Source organism: Ornithinibacillus sp. FSL M8-0202, assembly GCF_037975285.1.
Lineage (GTDB): Bacteria > Bacillota > Bacilli > Bacillales > Amphibacillaceae > Ornithinibacillus > Ornithinibacillus massiliensis.
Map to the genome: position 1 here is coordinate 3,622,091 of NZ_CP150248.1, position 17,131 is coordinate 3,639,221.

The 17,131-nt window shown below is 35.7% G+C and carries 19 protein-coding genes; 18 read left to right on the top strand and 1 reads right to left on the bottom strand.

Going from position 1 to position 17,131, the window contains the following annotated elements:
- Positions 1-268 precede the first annotated feature (268 nt).
- From MKY78_RS18295 to MKY78_RS18315, 5 genes are all read left to right on the top strand, one after another.
- Positions 269-2,827, top strand: a complete 2,559-nt coding sequence (locus MKY78_RS18295) for a vitamin B12-dependent ribonucleotide reductase (protein ID WP_339214693.1) — start codon at positions 269-271, stop codon at positions 2,825-2,827.
- A gap of 297 nt (positions 2,828-3,124) precedes the next feature.
- On the top strand, positions 3,125-3,631 hold the full coding sequence (locus MKY78_RS18300) for an ABC transporter ATP-binding protein (protein ID WP_339214695.1): 507 nt from the start codon (positions 3,125-3,127) through the stop codon (positions 3,629-3,631).
- Positions 3,632-3,854: 223 nt separating this feature from the next.
- Positions 3,855-4,040, top strand: coding sequence for a hypothetical protein (locus MKY78_RS18305; protein WP_339214697.1), 186 nt, complete (start codon positions 3,855-3,857; stop codon positions 4,038-4,040).
- Positions 4,041-4,133: 93 nt separating this feature from the next.
- A complete protein-coding gene (gene mntR, locus MKY78_RS18310) occupies positions 4,134-4,553 on the top strand; it encodes a transcriptional regulator MntR (protein WP_339214699.1) in 420 nt (139 codons plus the stop codon).
- Positions 4,554-4,626: 73 nt separating this feature from the next.
- A complete protein-coding gene (locus tag MKY78_RS18315) occupies positions 4,627-5,517 on the top strand; it encodes a patatin-like phospholipase family protein (RefSeq protein WP_339214701.1) in 891 nt (296 codons plus the stop codon).
- Between the two features lie 20 nt (positions 5,518-5,537).
- Here the strand turns inward: MKY78_RS18315 and MKY78_RS18320 are convergent, their stop codons facing one another.
- Positions 5,538-5,891, bottom strand: a complete 354-nt coding sequence (locus tag MKY78_RS18320) for an SA1362 family protein (protein ID WP_339214703.1) — start codon at positions 5,889-5,891, stop codon at positions 5,538-5,540.
- Between the two features lie 231 nt (positions 5,892-6,122).
- On the opposite strand from MKY78_RS18320, the gene MKY78_RS18325 reads away from it, so the two are divergent.
- From MKY78_RS18325 to MKY78_RS18385, 13 genes are all read left to right on the top strand, one after another.
- Positions 6,123-6,641: a YqhR family membrane protein gene (locus MKY78_RS18325; protein WP_339214705.1), complete on the top strand. Its 519-nt coding sequence runs from the start codon at positions 6,123-6,125 to the stop codon at positions 6,639-6,641.
- Between the two features lie 133 nt (positions 6,642-6,774).
- Positions 6,775-7,836 carry a Xaa-Pro peptidase family protein gene (locus MKY78_RS18330; protein WP_339214706.1) on the top strand — a complete coding sequence of 354 codons (1,062 nt, stop codon included), beginning with the start codon at positions 6,775-6,777 and terminating at the stop codon, positions 7,834-7,836.
- Between the two features lie 27 nt (positions 7,837-7,863).
- Positions 7,864-8,421 carry an elongation factor P gene (efp, locus tag MKY78_RS18335; protein WP_186869888.1) on the top strand — a complete coding sequence of 186 codons (558 nt, stop codon included), beginning with the start codon at positions 7,864-7,866 and terminating at the stop codon, positions 8,419-8,421.
- 148 nt (positions 8,422-8,569) lie between these two features.
- Positions 8,570-9,550: a hypothetical protein gene (locus MKY78_RS18340; RefSeq protein WP_339214707.1), complete on the top strand. Its 981-nt coding sequence runs from the start codon at positions 8,570-8,572 to the stop codon at positions 9,548-9,550.
- Between the two features lie 137 nt (positions 9,551-9,687).
- On the top strand, positions 9,688-11,352 hold the full coding sequence (locus tag MKY78_RS18345) for an ABC transporter ATP-binding protein (RefSeq protein ID WP_339214708.1): 1,665 nt from the start codon (positions 9,688-9,690) through the stop codon (positions 11,350-11,352).
- A gap of 457 nt (positions 11,353-11,809) precedes the next feature.
- A complete protein-coding gene (gene spoIIIAA, locus MKY78_RS18350) occupies positions 11,810-12,796 on the top strand; it encodes a stage III sporulation protein AA (protein ID WP_339214709.1) in 987 nt (328 codons plus the stop codon).
- Positions 12,732-13,244, top strand: a complete 513-nt coding sequence (gene spoIIIAB, locus MKY78_RS18355; protein ID WP_339214710.1) for a stage III sporulation protein SpoIIIAB — start codon at positions 12,732-12,734, stop codon at positions 13,242-13,244. Before spoIIIAA ends, spoIIIAB begins: the two co-directional genes overlap by 65 nt.
- Positions 13,245-13,262: 18 nt before the next feature.
- The gene (gene spoIIIAC, locus MKY78_RS18360; RefSeq protein ID WP_339214711.1) at positions 13,263-13,469 is read left to right on the top strand and encodes a stage III sporulation protein AC; all 207 of its coding nucleotides are present in this window, start codon (positions 13,263-13,265) and stop codon (positions 13,467-13,469) included.
- Positions 13,470-13,474: 5 nt separating this feature from the next.
- On the top strand, positions 13,475-13,867 hold the full coding sequence (gene spoIIIAD, locus MKY78_RS18365) for a stage III sporulation protein AD (protein ID WP_339214712.1): 393 nt from the start codon (positions 13,475-13,477) through the stop codon (positions 13,865-13,867).
- A 38-nt stretch (positions 13,868-13,905) separates the two neighbouring features.
- On the top strand, positions 13,906-15,078 hold the full coding sequence (spoIIIAE, locus tag MKY78_RS18370) for a stage III sporulation protein AE (RefSeq protein ID WP_339214714.1): 1,173 nt from the start codon (positions 13,906-13,908) through the stop codon (positions 15,076-15,078).
- Positions 15,079-15,088: 10 nt separating this feature from the next.
- Positions 15,089-15,715: a stage III sporulation protein AF gene (gene spoIIIAF, locus MKY78_RS18375; RefSeq protein ID WP_339214715.1), complete on the top strand. Its 627-nt coding sequence runs from the start codon at positions 15,089-15,091 to the stop codon at positions 15,713-15,715.
- On the top strand, positions 15,712-16,335 hold the full coding sequence (gene spoIIIAG, locus MKY78_RS18380) for a stage III sporulation protein AG (RefSeq protein ID WP_339214717.1): 624 nt from the start codon (positions 15,712-15,714) through the stop codon (positions 16,333-16,335). The genes spoIIIAF and spoIIIAG overlap by 4 nt, the downstream gene beginning before the upstream one ends.
- A 15-nt stretch (positions 16,336-16,350) precedes the next feature.
- On the top strand, positions 16,351-16,899 hold the full coding sequence (locus MKY78_RS18385) for a SpoIIIAH-like family protein (protein ID WP_339214719.1): 549 nt from the start codon (positions 16,351-16,353) through the stop codon (positions 16,897-16,899).
- Positions 16,900-17,131 lie beyond the last annotated feature (232 nt).

The following is a 17,131-nucleotide window of genomic DNA, read 5'->3' on the forward strand; positions in this document are numbered from 1 at the left end:
ATCACAAGCCTATTATTTTATGCAATATGAAAAAATGTTAGTGTATGGAGATTTACACAAATATTGCTTGCAATAGCTTTGTTTTTCTTAGATTTTTGCTTTTTATTGTTTGTTGACAAATTTAATACAATATGCTCAATTTACCATATATTGTGTTGTGTTAAAATGCAAATACAAGATATTGTAATTTTGTTGCTGAATATGGTATGGTATTACTAATTAAATTCTAGATTAATAGAATTTCATTTATGTCAAAAGGAGAGATAGAATGTCTACGGTTGTTGAATCAAGAACGAACATTAATGTGGATTTGCTAAATGAGGATATTAAGCAATTTCCACAAGTACACCCAATCACGCCAGATATGAAATTGTTACATAAAGGTGTGTCTAGACTTGTTATGCTAGACCGATATTCCTTTAAAGATATAGAAAAAAAGACATTAAAAGAAGGGGATTTTGTCGTTTTAACAGTTAAAGCCGATCCCAAATTCCCAGCTAGAGGGTTAGGATTTATTAAATCGATTGATCGTGTAAACAATGAGGCATTGGTCCAGGTAGAACCAGATTACACCTCTGTATTAGACGGGGAAGAAGCACAAACAGGGGTAGTAAAGAGAGGTCTAGATAGTATTGATAAGCCTCTAGAAGTGTTCTATGAACAAATTGCTAAGCGTAATGCTACAGGGCTAGCAAGTGTTGAGCCAACGGCAGAGCTTCGTCAACAATCCTTTGAAAGATTTTACAAGGAACTAGCGAATTTAAACTTTATCCCTGCAGGAAGAGTATTGTACGGTGCTGGTTCAGATACAGAAGTAACATACTTTAACTGTTATGTAATGCCATATGTTCGAGACTCTCGCGAAGGTATATCAGAACACCGTAAACAAGTTATGGAAATCATGAGTAGAGGTGGGGGTGTCGGAACGAACGGCTCGACATTACGACCACGCAATGCACTAGCAAGAGGGGTTAATGGTAAATCATCTGGATCGGTATCATGGTTGGATGATATTGCTAAATTGACTCACCTCGTTGAGCAAGGTGGATCACGTAGGGGTGCTCAAATGATTATGCTAGTTGACAATCACCCTGACATTATTGAATTCATTATTTCGAAGATGCAAAATCCTAGAATTCTCCGATATTTGATTGAGAATACCGAGGATGAACAAATTAAAAAGCTCGCACAGGAAAAGCTTAAATTCACCCCATTAACCGAAACAGAAGTAGATCTCTACCAAGGAATTCTTAATTATAAAAGCATTCCAGGACAAGGCGGATTTACGAACCAAGTATTAAAAGAAGCAGAAGAAAAGCTTCGAACAGGTGGTACATACTCTGTTCACAATCCAGAATTCTTAACTGGAGCTAATATTTCCGTATGTATTACGAAGGAGTTCATGGAAGCTGTTGAGAACGATACGTTCTACGAATTAAAATTCCCTGATGTGGAAAATTATACGGAAGAAGAAATGAAAGATTATAATGAAAACTGGCACAATGTTGGGGATGTACGTAAGTGGGAAGAAATGGGCTATGGTGTTCGTGTATATCGTCGAATTAAAGCTAAAGAGCTATGGAACTTAATTAATATTTGTGCTACGTATTCTGCTGAACCGGGGATTTTCTTTATTGATAATGCCAATGACATGACGAATGCCAAAGCATATGGGCAACAAGTAGTTGCAACTAACCCTTGTGGGGAACAACCACTTGCGCCATTCTCTGTATGTAACTTAGCAGCGGTAAATCTTGGTGAAATGGCTAATAAAGATTCTAAAACGGTAGACTTTAAGAAATTACAAGAAACGGTAAAAACCGGAGTCCGTATGCAAGACAACGTTATTGACGCGACGCCATATTTCCTAGATGAAAATAAAAAACAAGCTCTAGGAGAACGCCGAATTGGTTTAGGTGTAATGGGATTACACGATTTACTTATCTATTGTGAAACAGAGTATGGTTCAAAAGAAGGTAATGAACTAGTCGATAAGATTTTTGAAACAATTGCTACAACTGCATACCGTGAGTCTATTGAGCTTGCTAAAGAAAAGGGAAGCTTCCCGTTCTTAATAGGAGAAAATGAAGAAGAAACGATGAACCTTCGTGAAGCGTTTATCAATACTGGCTATATGAAGAAAATGCCAGAAGATATTCGTCAAGATATTCTGAAGTACGGTATTCGAAATTCACATTTATTAACGGTAGCACCAACCGGTAGTACTGGTACGATGGTGGGGGTTTCTACTGGGCTTGAACCATACTTCTCCTTCTCTTATTTCAGAAGTGGAAGACTTGGTAAGTTTATTGAAGTAAAAGCGGACATCGTCCAAGAATATTTAGATGCCAACCCAGAAGCAGATGCTAATAACCTACCTAATTGGTTCGTAACTGCTATGGAATTATCGCCAGAGGCTCATGCTGATACACAATGTGTGATTCAACGCTGGGTAGATAGTTCAATTTCTAAAACAGTGAATGCACCTAAAGGGTATACAGTAAGTCAAGTTGAAAGTGTCTATAGAAGACTTTATCGTGGTGGTGCTAAAGGTGGAACGGTGTATGTAGATGGAAGCCGTGACTCTCAAGTACTAACACTGAAAGCAGAAGAAAATAATTTTGAACAAACCGAGTTATTCGAGGAAACTACTGAACCTAAAAAAGTGGTGTTAATGGATACTATCCAAGAGCTTAAATCAACAGATGTTACGATTGGTTCAGAAGTAGGTGACACATGTCCAGTTTGTCGTGAAGGTAGTGTCGAGGATATTGGTGGTTGTAACACTTGTACAAGCTGTGGGGCGCAATTGAAGTGTGGTCTATAATCGTGATGGCTTTGAATGGTTTTTGATAAGTAAGAAATAAAGTTTGATAAGAAATAACCTCTTCGGTATGATAGCCGTAAGGGGTTATTTTACATTTCTCAACATATAAGGATAATGGTACACGGATTTCCAAACGCTATAATTCTATAATCATAGAATTAGTGTTTACATAAACTAATGGGGTAAGATTTGCTGGTTAAATAGGGGAGTATTTAAACATGACAAAAATCTTAATAATAGAAGATGATGATAAAATACAACAATTTTTACTAAGTTCTATAAGGGAACTGGATCCCAATGGATGGACAAGTGAAAATCCGCGGAAAAGTACTAGGTGAAGGAGTAGACTTTCCTGAGAATGTTGGAGTATTTATTAATTCGCCTGGATACATTGAAATCTATAGTGGCTTCAAGAATCTTCAATACTTAGCTGCTATTAATGGGAAAATATCAGATAACAAAATAAAAGAAACAATGAGTCTAGTTGGATTAAATCCCGATAATAAGACAAAAGTTAAAGATTATTCACTTGGTATGAGGCAAAAGCTTGGGATTGCCCAAGCCATTATGGAAGAACAAGACATTCTAATTCTGGATGAACCTTTCAATGCATTAGATTATAAAACGTATAATGATATCAAGGATATTATTAAAACACTCCAAGCGGATGAAAGAACCATTTTACTAACTAGTCATCACTTTGAAGATATAGAAGAGCTTTGTGATAAGGTGTATCTTATTGCCGATGGAGAATTGAAAGTATTAACGGAGGAATGGAAGTCGATTTATTTTAACCGTTCATAAAGAAAAGTGATAAAATCTAAATAGAAAATCCCGTTTTAATTATGCCTATATTTAAAACGGGATTTTCTAATTGAATAGACGTTGTGGGGGATGAGATGATTTTGATCAACCTGTATTTAAAAGCTACTATACACACCGAATTTAGTTGTTTAAAATCGTGAAGCACATACGCAATAACGATTACATATAAACGTACGATACTTACAATACGGAGAGATAAGAAATGAGAGAATGGTGGCAAGTAAAAAAATCAAAAACAAAAAGGCATCAAAAAAAGAAGGAAGGACGCTATACATTTTGGGATGGAATCATGGATGCATTATGGTGGATTCCGGACTTACTTTTATTACCATTTCGTTTATTGTTCTGGTTATTACGAGCTGTCTGGAGACTATTCGATTTTACATAAAAGCTTGTACACCATCCAATTTTCCTGTATCCTCAATATATAGAAACAATGTTGCATAAGATAAAAATTATTCGATGAAACGAGGAGAATTGGATGCCAACCCCAAGTATGGAAGACTATATTGAAATTATATATAACTTAATTGAAACCAAAGGATATGCTAGAGTTTCTGATATTGCTGAAACATTAGAAGTTCATCCGTCCTCTGTTACCAAGATGGTTCAAAAGCTAGATAAAGATGATTATTTACTGTATGAAAAATATAGAGGCTTTGTTCTCACTGAAAAAGGTAAGAAAGTTGGAGAGCGATTAGTGTTTCGCCATGAATTATTAGAGAATTTCTTAGAGATCATTGGTGTAGATGCAGAAAATATCTACAATGATGTAGAAGGAATAGAGCATCATTTAAGCTGGAATTCGATTGATCGATTAGGTGACTTAGTACAATATTTTAAAGAAGATCAAAAGCGAATAGATGATTTACGAAATATTCAAAAGAGAAATAATGATTAACTATGAAGGACAATGTTCTATTTCATACACTTATTGCTTACATATTATATAAAAAGCGAGAAGGAGATAGGGTATGAAAATAGACGGTGTCTTCTCCGGTGGTGGTGTGAAAGCCTATGCTTTCATTGGAGCACTTGAAGGTATACAAGAGAAAGAACTGGAATTTGAACGGGTTGCTGGAACTTCCGCAGGAGCAATCTTGGCTGCATTTATCGCTTCAGGCTATAAAGTCAGTGAAATTGAATCATTATTAGATGAATTGAATTTAGAGGAATTTCTAGACCCACCAGGACTTACCAAGATATTACCGGGTAGTAAGTGGTTTTTCTTATATTTTCAAATGGGTCTTAATAAAGGCGATAAATTTGAAAAATGGATATACTACAACCTGGCAAAAAAGGGAATTTTTACGTTCGGAGATATAAAGGAAGGTTATTTAAAGGTAGTCGTTAGTGATTTGACTTTAGGCAAATTAATTGTCATACCAGATGATTTAGAACGGGTGTATGGAATTAATCCTAATGATTTTCCTGTAGCAAAAGCTGTTAGGATGAGTGCAGGATTCCCATACTTTTTTATGCCTAAAAAAATAGCCGGAAAGCATAAGGAAAAAAGCATAATCGTTGATGGTGGACTGTTAAGTAATTTTCCGATTTGGGTATTAGAAAGTGAAACGAATAAACGCATGCGACCGATATTAGGGTTAAAGCTTAGTGATTCCCCACAACATATCTCCCCCAAAAAAATTAAAAATGCTCTTGATATGCTGCATGCTTTATTTTCCACTATGAAACAAGCCCATGACGCAAGATATATTTCTAAATCACAACAAGATAGTATCATTTTTATTCCAGTAAAAGATGTGCAAACTGTTGATTTTAAGATTGATCAACATGTGAAAGAAAGCTTAATGCAGAGCGGGCGTGAGGAAGCAAGAAAGTTTCTAAAATATTGGCCCGCTTAATAAAAGCAAGCTTCTATTTATTAGAAGCCTGCTTTTTTACGTTTTGATTTATTTCCATCAATCACGCGTAAATGAGCTGGTCGTTTCTTTGATTTCTTTTTCAATGAAGCCGGTTGTGAATGCTTTACATTTGGTGTTTGTTGATGATGTGTGTATTTCGACTTTGATTGTCGTACTGCTTGCTTATATTTCTTAGCATCGGATGATTTGTTGCGCCCACCTAGAATGAAATAGTAGAACAATCCAAAAAGAGCTAATCCAACGATTGCAGCAACGAATAATTGAGTTAAAAATCCTATCGTATTACGAAATAACTGCATCAGTAGTCCAAATACTGCTAATCCCACAATTCCGTAAATAATATATTTCATCATCGAGTTTTTTCTCATATGAATCTTCCTTTCATCTATATATGTATATATGATTTGTTTCCTATTATCGTCATTCTAATAGATAATCGTTCTTCTTATTCTAGTATAATTGTTTCCTTCTTACCATAAAATATTCAGGCTTTTAAAATATGATGCTGTATCCATTTTATCATAAACGCATTTCATGTAATTCATTTTCGCCAATAGGTAATACTAATGTTGGAGGTGGATACAGTGGAAGATAAAAAATTAGAACAAAATAAACAAGAGGATTCTTCAACCATACTAGGGAGATCGTTACTTACTGGTTTCATTGGTGGGATTCTCGCAAGTTTATTAGGACTGTTTATGTATTATTTTAATTTTACGGAGGTCTCTGCAAAATCTTATGTACTTCGACCATGGACCACCGCTCATTGGACAGATACATGGTTAGGGGAATTAGTAACAATAGTTATCATAGCCATTTTATCCATTGTGGTTGCACTAGTTTATTATGGGCTTTTAAGGAAAATCTACTCCTTATGGGTTGGGGTGGCATACGGTATTATGCTATGGCTCATTGTGTTTTTTGTTTTACAGCCTATATTTACTAACGTTCCAAGTGTACAAGAGATGGAAGTAAAGTCGATTATCTCCACTATTTGTTTGTATATCTTATATGGAACCTTTATCGGTTATTCCATTTCGTTTGATTATCATGATTCTATGTTAAGTCACACAAATGATGAACAAAAGTCATCATCAAACTAAGGAACTCCTATTACACAGCAAAATCAATATTCAAACTTGTCTATTTATGGTAAACTGTTAAAGTCGAAGCTACTAAAAAGAGACGTGGTTTTGTTCATTATAGCTGGTGAGCAAAAAGGAAAGGGATGAAGAGATGGAAAAATTAAATAAGATTAGACAATCACTTCAAGAATTGAATCTTGATGCATTAATGATTACAAGTCCTATTAACCGTCGATATGTAACAGGATTTACTGGTACTGCTGGTATTGCGATTATTAGTGCAGAAGAAGCTATCTTTATTACTGATTTCCGTTATACAGAACAAGCTGCAGAACAAGCAAAGGGCTTTACTATTATCGAGCATAAGACGTTAATTGAAGAAGAAGTGAATGCACAATTAACACGACTACATGTGAAACGATTAGGTTTTGAAAAAAATCATATCACATATGCTACATATGACCGCTATAATGAGCTTATTGATGCTGAATTAGTCCCAACTAGTGAAATTGTGGAAAAAATTCGTTTATTCAAAACACCAGAAGAGCTAACTATTCTAAAGAAGGCGGCAGAAATTGCAGATGCTGCTTTTGAACATATTCAAGGTTACATTAAACCAGGTGTAAAAGAAATTGATGTTTCTAATGAGCTTGAATTTTTTATGCGTAGACAAGGCGCTACACAATCGAGCTTTGATACGATTGTTGCATCAGGCTTACGTTCCGCTATGCCACATGGAGTTGCTTCTACTAAAGAAATCCAAGCAGGTGAGCTAGTAACACTAGACTACGGGGCTCTATATGAAGGATATGTTTCAGATATCACGAGAACAGTCGCAGTTGGTGAGATTAGTGATGAATTACGAAAAATTTACGACACTGTACTTGAAGCACAACTTCGTGGAGTGAATGGAATTAAGCCAGGTATGACTGGAATTGAAGCAGATGCTTTAACAAGAGATTATATTAAAGAACAAGGCTATGGCGACTATTTCGGCCATTCTACTGGACATGGAATTGGGTTAGAAGTGCACGAAGGTCCTGGACTTTCTTTCCGTAGTGGATTAAAATTAGAACCCGGTATGGTTGTTACCGTTGAACCAGGTATTTATATTCCAAATATTGGCGGATGTCGCATAGAAGATGATATTGTCATTACAGAAACTGGTAATGAACGTTTAACAACATCAACGAAAGAACTTATTCAGCTATAAGCTGTGTTTCAATGAGGAGGAAATAGAATGATTTCAGTAAACGATTTTAAGACAGGATTAACAATTGAATTAGATAATGATGTATGGCAAGTTGTTGATTTCCAACATGTTAAGCCAGGTAAAGGTGCAGCTTTTGTAAGATCAAAGCTTCGTAACCTTCGTAATGGTAACATTCAAGAAAAAACATTCCGTGCTGGAGAAAAAGTAGGTAAAGCACATGTTGAACATAAAAAGATGCAATATCTATATGCATCTGGTGATTCACATGCATTTATGGATACAGCTACGTATGAACAAATCGAGCTTAGCTCTGACCAAATTGAGTATGAATTAAAATTTATTAAGGAAAATATGGAAGTATCGATTATTTCTTATCAAGGTCAAATGTTAGGTATCGATTTACCAAACAATGTTGAACTTGAAGTAATTGAGACAGAACCAGGTATTAAAGGTGATACAGCTAGCGGTGGTTCAAAACCAGCTACAGTAGAAACTGGATTAGTCGTGCAAGTTCCATTCTTTATTAACGTAGGCGATAAGCTAATTATCAATACCTCTGATGGTAAATACGTTTCTAGAGCATAATATTTCATAAATAATAAGTTGAAGAATGATCATCATTTACGATGGTCATTTTTTTATATGATTAATTTTATGATATTTTATATTTTTATAAATATTATGATAAAATATGGGTAAATTAATCCATGAAAACGGGAAAGGAAGGCAAACCTTGAAAAAAATAACTAGCGAACAATTTAATCGTACGCGAGAATTTTTATTACGTCATTGCAGGGATCTAGAAATCGACCGTTTTGATTATGTATTTGGTAATGGTAGTAAGGATAAGGTCCTAAAAAGTCTCAAGGAATTTCAAAATGAGGATGGTGGATTCGGCCATGGGATTGAACCGGATTTTTGGTTACCGAAGTCCTCTCCTATGGCTTCTTGGGCAGCAGCTCAAGTTTTAATCGAAATAGGTGCAGATAAGGAGGAACCAATTGTTCAGAAACTTATTTCTTATTTGATTGATACATACAATGAAGAATCGGGTCAGTGGACATCTGTGTTACCAGAAAATAATGATTATCCACATGCGCCATGGTGGCACTGGGAAGAAGGAGTACAAGATAATTGGTCATTTAACCCGAGTGTAGAACTTGCAGCGACCCTTATACATTGGTCAGAATCAACGAGTAGCGGCTCAAAAATAGGCTGGGATTCAGTGGGCAAGGCTGTTACGCATTTAATGAATCAAACTGAAATGGACAAGCACGAAATTAATAATTTCCAACAGTGTATCAAGCTATTAAAACCACATCTATCTACCTTTGAATCTCATATACCGTTTTCCTTTGAACAAGTTGAAGAGAAAGTAATTGACTTAGCATTGGAATGTATCAATCAAGATGTAACGCAATGGGATACTGGCTATGAGTCACTACCATTGGATTTTGTACAAAGTCCATCCGATACGCTATGTAGTAAACTTGGATCATTAATTGATCAAAATTTTATGTTTTATGTAAACCAGCTTTCTGAAGGTGGTACATGGGATATTTCTTGGGAGTGGGGGAATTATCCGAAGGAATTTGAAATGGCAAGTATCTATTGGAAGGGGATTTTAGCAGTAGAAAGATATAAACGCTTTGATTCATTCGGGTATTTAGATATAGATGTTGAAAAGAGCGAGATGAAAAAAATACGATTTTAACTTTAGTAAAACGCAAAGAAAAGAGATGGTCACCTTTTTGGTGGGCATCTCTTTTTGCTGTTCTTTTAATTGGATCGAAATATACCTACTCGTTTAGCTGTACATGGTTTGAAAATATAAAAACAAGGAGGCTCATCATGTCGGTTTATAAAAGAATTTTAATACCGCTTGTTCATGAGAAATTTTTAACTATATTATCCGTTTTTGCAGGTATACTATCGGCTTTGTTAAATCTGACTCGTCCATTATTACTCGGTCTTATCGTGGATAGTCTTATCCAATCAAATCAAGCAAGATTATGGAACTTAATCCTTCTCTATGCTATTTCATGGGTGTTTACCTGGGGCTTGTCCATATTAGTGGAGTATTTAAGTGGTATAGTCAGTCAAAATATATTAAAAGAATTACGAAACCAAGTATTTAATCAATATTTATCGTTACCTTTCATCGAAATTGAAAGTATTAAACAAGGGAAAATAGAATCTATCGTGATGTCTGACCTTCCAGAATGGACTAAAATATACGGAACTGTATTGGCACAAGTAGTTCATTCCTTCGCGCAATTAATTGGTGCCTTGATAGCAATTAGCAATGTTAATACTAAATTAACCATTCTGATGATCCCTTTTTTAATTTTCTGTTTAACGATTCCATGGTTTATAAGAAATAGACTGCGGAAAATCAGTTTTGATACACAACAGAGTAAGGCATATATGTTTCAAAGGTTAACAGGAATGATTGCCGGAATTCAAGACTTAATCAGTTTAAGGCAAGTGCAATGGGGGAAACGGGTATTTCAAAATTCGACGGAGAGAATTTTGAAAAATGAATTAAGACAAAATCTAGTCACTAGTCTATTAAGAGTTTCTGGTTCTATAGCTGAAACGGCAGCTTATATGGTTATTATGGTGGTTGGCTCGATATTTATATTACAGGGGGAAATAATGGTTGCGGAGCTTATTACGGTTTTAGCAACTATTGAGCTACTATTCTATCCTGTAAGAAGTGCGGGGGATTTATACAGTTCGATTCAGTATTCGATTGGTGCTGCAACACGAGTGTGGGAATTCCTTGATAAGGAAGCTGACCAGGTTACCGTTACTCCGACACCAAGTTTTAAATGCAAAGATCTTGAGTTTGTTTATAAGAATGGAAAGAAAGGACTAACCGATATAACTTTCCAAGTAGAGCGTGGCGAATTTATCGCAATTGTTGGTCCAAGTGGTTCTGGTAAATCCACGTTACTAAAATTAATTTCCGGAGTCTATCAACCTTCAAAGGGAAGCATAAAATATGATGAATGGAAGAATAATGGACAAACAGCTGTATTATGGCAGGAGCCATATTTATTTAATGTTTCTTTAGGAGAAAATATAACATTTAATCAAGAATTTAAGGAAGACCAGATACATGAAAAATTAAAGGCATTCAATCTTTTGGAGGTTGTGGAAAGTTTACCTCATAAATTACATACCATTATATCTGATAATGGTCGTAATGTATCTAGTGGTCAAAAGAGAAGAATAGCCTTATTACGTTCCATCCTAATAAACCCAGATTTACTGATTCTAGATGAACCAACTTCCGGTCTGGATAAAACTAATCGAGAATTGCTATATACGTTGTTAAAAAACATGGATAAAACTACAAGGATTACGAGTACACATGAGTATGAATTAGCAAAAATGGCAGATAAAGTGATCGTGTTAGCGAATGGTCAGATAATTGAAATGGGAATACCTGATGAATTATGGAATCAAAAAGGAGCGTTCTATAAGCTGTTTTATCAAAATGAAGAGTGAATGGTTTTTAAACGAGGGTGGTACAAAAGAACTTATCTTAATGGAAAAATCGAATGATGAGCAAGGACTTCGCTCCGGAAATATACATGCGATTGCTTCCAGTTCAGGGGGGCATCTGCTCGAAAGAACCTCGCAGTGTCCATTTACCGCTTGCTGGCTGCCTTAGCTTCCTCGTGCTACTTCTTTAGGAGTCTCAACCTTGCCCTAACTTCCGCAGAAGTCTACGTATATTTCCGGAGCTAGTATCGTGTATCAATTGGTTTCGCATTTAATTCTATTAGTTATGTCCCAACCTCGTTGCTTAATTAATGATGGTATACACTCTTTCTACTCTATCAATGTTATTTGTAGCAAAACTATTAAGTTCGTTCTATCAGTCATAAAATCTCCATTCCAACATACATTTATTTATAGAAAATGAAAACAATTAAAAACCGATACAAAGTGGGGACAAGCTATGGAGGAGATACTACGTTTATTTCCGACTGAAATACAAACGGTCTTAAGAAGCAAAATTGGGAAGCGTTGGAATATGGTACAAGAGATTCGTGTTCGTTTGAACCAACCGATCGAACTTATCTTTGACCAAGGAGTGGAATGGGTAACACAAGCTAGACCGAATAAAACTGATAATGTATTCATCGTGAATCAGTTGAGTGAGTTTTCTCTATATAGGATGGAGGATGAATTAAGGGAGGGTTATATCACCATAGAAGGGGGTCACCGAGTAGGACTTGCAGGCAAAGTAAATACGGTACACGGTATGGTAAAGGCCATTCAATATATTACCTTTTTCAATATTCGTATTGCAAAACAGAAAATCGGTGTCGGGAAACAAGTCATGCCTTATCTTTATGAGAATGGATTTCTCAATACGTTATTTGTTGGCTCTCCACAGTCGGGGAAAACAACGCTCATTCGAGATGTCATTCGGATTATTTCATCAGGATGGAACCATATACCACCTAAAAAGGTGGGAGTTGTTGATGAACGATCGGAAATTGCCGCATGTTTAAAAGGTGTACCACAACATGACCTTGGAAGACGAACAGATGTCTTGGATGCTTGTCCAAAAGCAGAGGGCATGATGATGCTCATTCGATCAATGTCACCGGAAATATTAGTGGTGGATGAGATTGGCAGCGATAAAGATGTACAAGCCTTAACAAATGCGATTAATGCTGGTGTTACCGTAATATGTACGATTCATGGACAAACCCTAGAAGAATTAAAGAAAAGGCCTTCCATTCTGCCACTACTAGAAAAAAAGGTCTTTAGACGAGTTGTACTGCTGAAAGGACAGTCGGCTCCCGGAACGATTCAGTCAATCTTTGATGAAAATGAAAAAAATATCTATAAGAAAACGGGGTGCTATCCAAATGAAGTGGATCGGGGCACTACTCTTCATCGGAGTAACAACATGGCTAGGATTCGAATGGAGTAATAAATTGGCTCGGCGGCCAAAGCAAATCCGTCAGCTCATCAATGCCCTTCAAGTACTAGAGGCAGAAATTTTATATAGTCAGATGCCACTCCACGATGCATTTCTATCCATTGCCAAACAAATCCCAGAACCATGTGCATCTTTTTTCCAATCAGTGGCTAATAAGATGATGGGAACGAATAGCTATTTTGACTTAGTATGGGAAGAATGTGTTGCAAATTATATGGACAATTCTAGTTTAACATCACATGAAAAAGAAATTCTTCTTCAGTTTGGAAGAACACTTGGGCAACATGATTTTGACCAGCAACAAAAACATATACAGCTAACGATTAAGCATTTGGAAAGAGAATTAGATGATGCAAGGGATGAACAGGATAAGTATGGAAAGATGGCCAAAAATCTAGGATTTTTAACTGGCCTGTTCATCGTATTATTGCTTATTTAGGGAGGAAGGGGCTGCATTATGCTATCAGATGCATCGGTATTATTTCAAATTGCAGGAATTGGAATTATTGTCGCTTTGATTCACACCATCTTAAAGCAAATGGGGAAGGAAGAAATCGCGCAATTTGTCACGTTGGTCGGATTTATTATAGTCCTTGTTGTCGTCATAAACGGGTTATCTGATTTATTTCAACAAATCCGATCTGTATTTCTTTTTCAAGGGTAAGTCAAATGGATATTATTCAAATCGTCACACTAGGCATTATAGCTAGTATTCTTTACATCATTTTAAAGGATATGCGTGGCCCCTTTGCATTTCTTATCATACTTGTTACGGGTATTGCATTATTCATAGCGGTTATTAGCCAAATTGGTTCCATTATTCGACTAATCGAGTCATTAGGTCAAAAAGCAGCTATTAACTCCATGTACATTGAGACTATCCTAAAAATAATCGGTATTGCTTATATTACAGAATTAGGAGCCAGTATTACAAAAGATGCAGGACTTAGTGCGGTAGCTTCCAAAATAGAGCTTGCTGGAAAGATATTTATTTTATTACTTGCAATACCAATTATAACAGCAGTAGTAGAAGCAATTCTAAATTTCTTACCTTCTGTGTAAAGGAGAAATGTTAGAAAGGAAGGGAGCAATCGAAGCGGATGAAGCAAGCTAGTAGGATTGGTTGTATATTAATGTTATTTCTGTTTCTAGGACAATCCGTTGTGTATGCAGACGATAATGCTGAAGCTCCCGTTGAGGATGCTCTATTAAATGAAGTCTCATTTGATGGGATGCAAGAATATTGGAATGTGGTAGTGGATGAGTATGGCGGGTATATTCCGGAATTACAAAAAACAAGTCTCTATGATTTTATTAAAGGAAATGATGAGTTCTCGATTAGCAATACTCTGATAGGTGGACTTGAATATTTATTACATGAAGTGATATTGAATGGAAAATTATTAGGATCACTTCTTTTATTAACATTATTTTCTGTACTTCTTCAAACGATGCATACAGCCTTTGAAAGAACTTCCGTTAGTAAAATCGCTTATTTTGTCGTTTACATTGTTCTTATATTTATCGCTTTAAATAGTTTTTACTTGGCAGTCTCTTATGCGAAGGATGCCATTAATATGATGAGTAGCTTTATGATTGCTTTAATTCCGCTAGTACTAGGTTTAATGGCTTCATTTGGCAGTTTGATTTCCGTTTCTTTTTTTCATCCAATCATTATATTTCTAATTAATTTCAGTGGAGTCTTAGTTTCTAACTTTATCATGCCATTACTATTTCTATCGGCATTACTAATTATTGTGAGCAGTTTAAATGAAAACCATAAAGTAACCAACCTTGCTGATTTGTTTCGATCAATCGGTATGGGTACGTTAGGGATTTTTTTAACGATATTTTTAGGTGTTCTTTCTGTTCAAGGTGCAGCAAGTGCTATTCAGGATGGTGTAGCAATGAAAACAGCTAAATTTGTAACAGGAAACTTTATCCCGGTGGTAGGGAGAACCTTTACAGATGCAGCAGATACCGTTCTTAGTGCCTCATTAATATTGAAAAATGCGGTTGGAATTGTCGGAGTTGCCATCATAATCTTTATTGCTTTATTTCCAGCGATAAAAATATTTGCGATAGCACTAATCTATAAAGTTGCTGCAGCAGTGCTACAACCAGTGGCCGATGGACCAATTATTACTAGTCTAAACACGATAAGTAAATATATAGTCTATATTTTAGCTTGTTTGCTTGCTGTATCTCTTATGTTCTTTCTAGCAATTGTCATTATAGTCACTGCAAGTAATATCACACTATTGCTTCGATAGGATGATGGAAATGGATTTTTTAATTAACTGGGTTGCACAAATTATTGTTTTTATTTTGCTAGCAACCATAATCGATTTGCTAGTACCCACTGGTGGAATGAAAAAGTATATCAAATTTGTGATTGGATTGGTGTTAATTTTAATTTTCTTACAGCCTATATTTTATCTGTTTAAGGTTGATATAAAAGAAGCTGTAGAGCAATCTTTCTCTACTCTTATCAATGAAACTTCTAGTGATCCTAAGGTAGAAAATTTGATTGAATTGCAAAAAAGTGAAATAGAATCGTCAACTAGCGCATATATTTTAGAACAAATGGCTGTCCAACTAAAAGATATAGCAAGTGCTCCTCTATTGGACAACTATCAAGCAGAAATAAAAAAATTAGATTTCGATTTTAAAGAAGGAGCAGCAATCTCCTATGAGGGGCTAGAAGAAGTGGTGGTTTATCTTGGAGAATCAGAAGCAGGGGAGGGAGCAGTAAATGCAGTAGAAGATGTTGTCATTGATGCAAGGAAACAAGAGGTTGCAACGGAGGAAGTCGATATAGATCTTCAGGAAGTTGAATCCTTGTTACGTGAGACTTGGGAATTAACAGATAAGAAATTAACTGTCATATGGGAGGGAGGGACATCTTGATAAATAAATTACAAGAATTTCTAAAGGATAAGTTAAATGGGTCTAAGAAAACTGGCTATGTCATCCTAATTGGACTAGTTGCCTTACTTGTAATCCTAATGGGTAACATATTTTCTTCCTCATCCCAGAAAGATTTGGGACAAGATATGCCAAGATTGGAATTAGAATCTGAGTCCCAATCTGAAGAAGTAAGTTCCCATGATTCAGGTACAACATCTGATGTCAGTGTATTGGAGGCAAATTATCAAAAGCAATTAAAAGAAATGCTAGATAAAATTGATGGTGTCTCAGAAGTAGAAGTAATGGTTAATCTAGACTCAACGGATGTCAAGGTCTATGAAAAAAACTTAATCAAAGGAACGCAGCAAACGGAGGAAAACGACCGAAATGGTGGGACAAGAAATATTGATGAACTAACAGAAGAAACCCAGACGGTCATTGTAAGACAAGGTGACCAAGAAACACCTGTCTTAGTTCAAACGAAAAAACCTAAGGTAAGAGGTGTTCTTGTTGTAGCAAAGGGTGTTGAAAGTGCCACCATTAAACAATGGGTTGTAGAAGCTATCTCTAGAGTGCTTGATGTTCCAACACATAAAGTATCTGTAAATCCTAAAAATTAAAGGGAGGATGAAGTAATGTTGAAAAAACAAACTGTTTGGCTATTAACGATGTTAAGTTTAATGATTGTGTTGAGTGTGTATTACATGACGTCTAATCCGGGTGATTTGGCCTATATGAATACAGATGATGATACAGATACAGAAGAGGCTACTAACGAATCCACACCAGCGAATGGGTCAAATGTTAATGTTGTTTCAGGAACAAACGACTTATTTGCAGCACTTCGATTAGAAGTACAAGAAGAAAGAAGTAAGAAAAAAGATAGATTAGAAGATATTGTAGCAAGTAGTTCTGCTTCCGCAGAAGAAAAGAATCAAGCATATGAAGAAATAGATACCATTGATAAAGTCTACTCCAAAGAAATGATTCTGGAGGAAACGATATTAGACTCGGCAGAATACCAAGATGTATTAGTTCGTACTGATGGTGACGTTGTACATGTACATGTACAATTAGTGGAGGAACTAACCCCAACAGAAGTGGTAAACATTATGCAAATGGTTCGAGATGAATTTGGTGAAATTCCTGTTAATGTTATTCAACAACCTGCTACTGAAAGCTAACAATACCTAAATTAGCATCAAGTCTAATCGGCTTGATGTTTTATTTTTTTGTCTATTTTTTTAAGCTATTTAGTTCGTGTATAACCATGATGATAGGTTATGCAATAAAACGAGATATCTGATTTAATTCGCGCAGAAGAGGGTAGATTGTTATAATGGGGGTAGTGCAAAAGCATTGTTCTACCGATAATTCATTTATTTGTTGAAGTTATCCCTATAATTGTCGTAAAAT

Bases quoted from the DNA above. Each gene is read 5' to 3' on its own strand.
- MKY78_RS18345 (WP_339214708.1), top strand. From the start codon at position 9,688: ATGTCGGTTTATAAAAGAATTTTAATACCGCTTGTTCATGAGAAATTT.
- spoIIIAF (WP_339214715.1), top strand. From the start codon at position 15,089: ATGGATTTTTTAATTAACTGGGTTGCACAAATTATTGTTTTTATTTTG.
- MKY78_RS18320 (WP_339214703.1), bottom strand. From the start codon at position 5,891: ATGATGAAATATATTATTTACGGAATTGTGGGATTAGCAGTATTTGGA.
- MKY78_RS18315 (WP_339214701.1), top strand. From the start codon at position 4,627: ATGAAAATAGACGGTGTCTTCTCCGGTGGTGGTGTGAAAGCCTATGCT.
- MKY78_RS18295 (WP_339214693.1), top strand. From the start codon at position 269: ATGTCTACGGTTGTTGAATCAAGAACGAACATTAATGTGGATTTGCTA.
- spoIIIAA (WP_339214709.1), top strand. From the start codon at position 11,810: ATGGAGGAGATACTACGTTTATTTCCGACTGAAATACAAACGGTCTTA.
- mntR (WP_339214699.1), top strand. From the start codon at position 4,134: ATGCCAACCCCAAGTATGGAAGACTATATTGAAATTATATATAACTTA.
- spoIIIAC (WP_339214711.1), top strand. From the start codon at position 13,263: ATGCTATCAGATGCATCGGTATTATTTCAAATTGCAGGAATTGGAATT.
- spoIIIAE (WP_339214714.1), top strand. From the start codon at position 13,906: ATGAAGCAAGCTAGTAGGATTGGTTGTATATTAATGTTATTTCTGTTT.
- spoIIIAD (WP_339214712.1), top strand. From the start codon at position 13,475: ATGGATATTATTCAAATCGTCACACTAGGCATTATAGCTAGTATTCTT.
- MKY78_RS18385 (WP_339214719.1), top strand. From the start codon at position 16,351: ATGTTGAAAAAACAAACTGTTTGGCTATTAACGATGTTAAGTTTAATG.
- MKY78_RS18305 (WP_339214697.1), top strand. From the start codon at position 3,855: ATGAGAGAATGGTGGCAAGTAAAAAAATCAAAAACAAAAAGGCATCAA.
- MKY78_RS18330 (WP_339214706.1), top strand. From the start codon at position 6,775: ATGGAAAAATTAAATAAGATTAGACAATCACTTCAAGAATTGAATCTT.
- spoIIIAB (WP_339214710.1), top strand. From the start codon at position 12,732: ATGAAGTGGATCGGGGCACTACTCTTCATCGGAGTAACAACATGGCTA.
- MKY78_RS18300 (WP_339214695.1), top strand. From the start codon at position 3,125: ATGGATGGACAAGTGAAAATCCGCGGAAAAGTACTAGGTGAAGGAGTA.
- efp (WP_186869888.1), top strand. From the start codon at position 7,864: ATGATTTCAGTAAACGATTTTAAGACAGGATTAACAATTGAATTAGAT.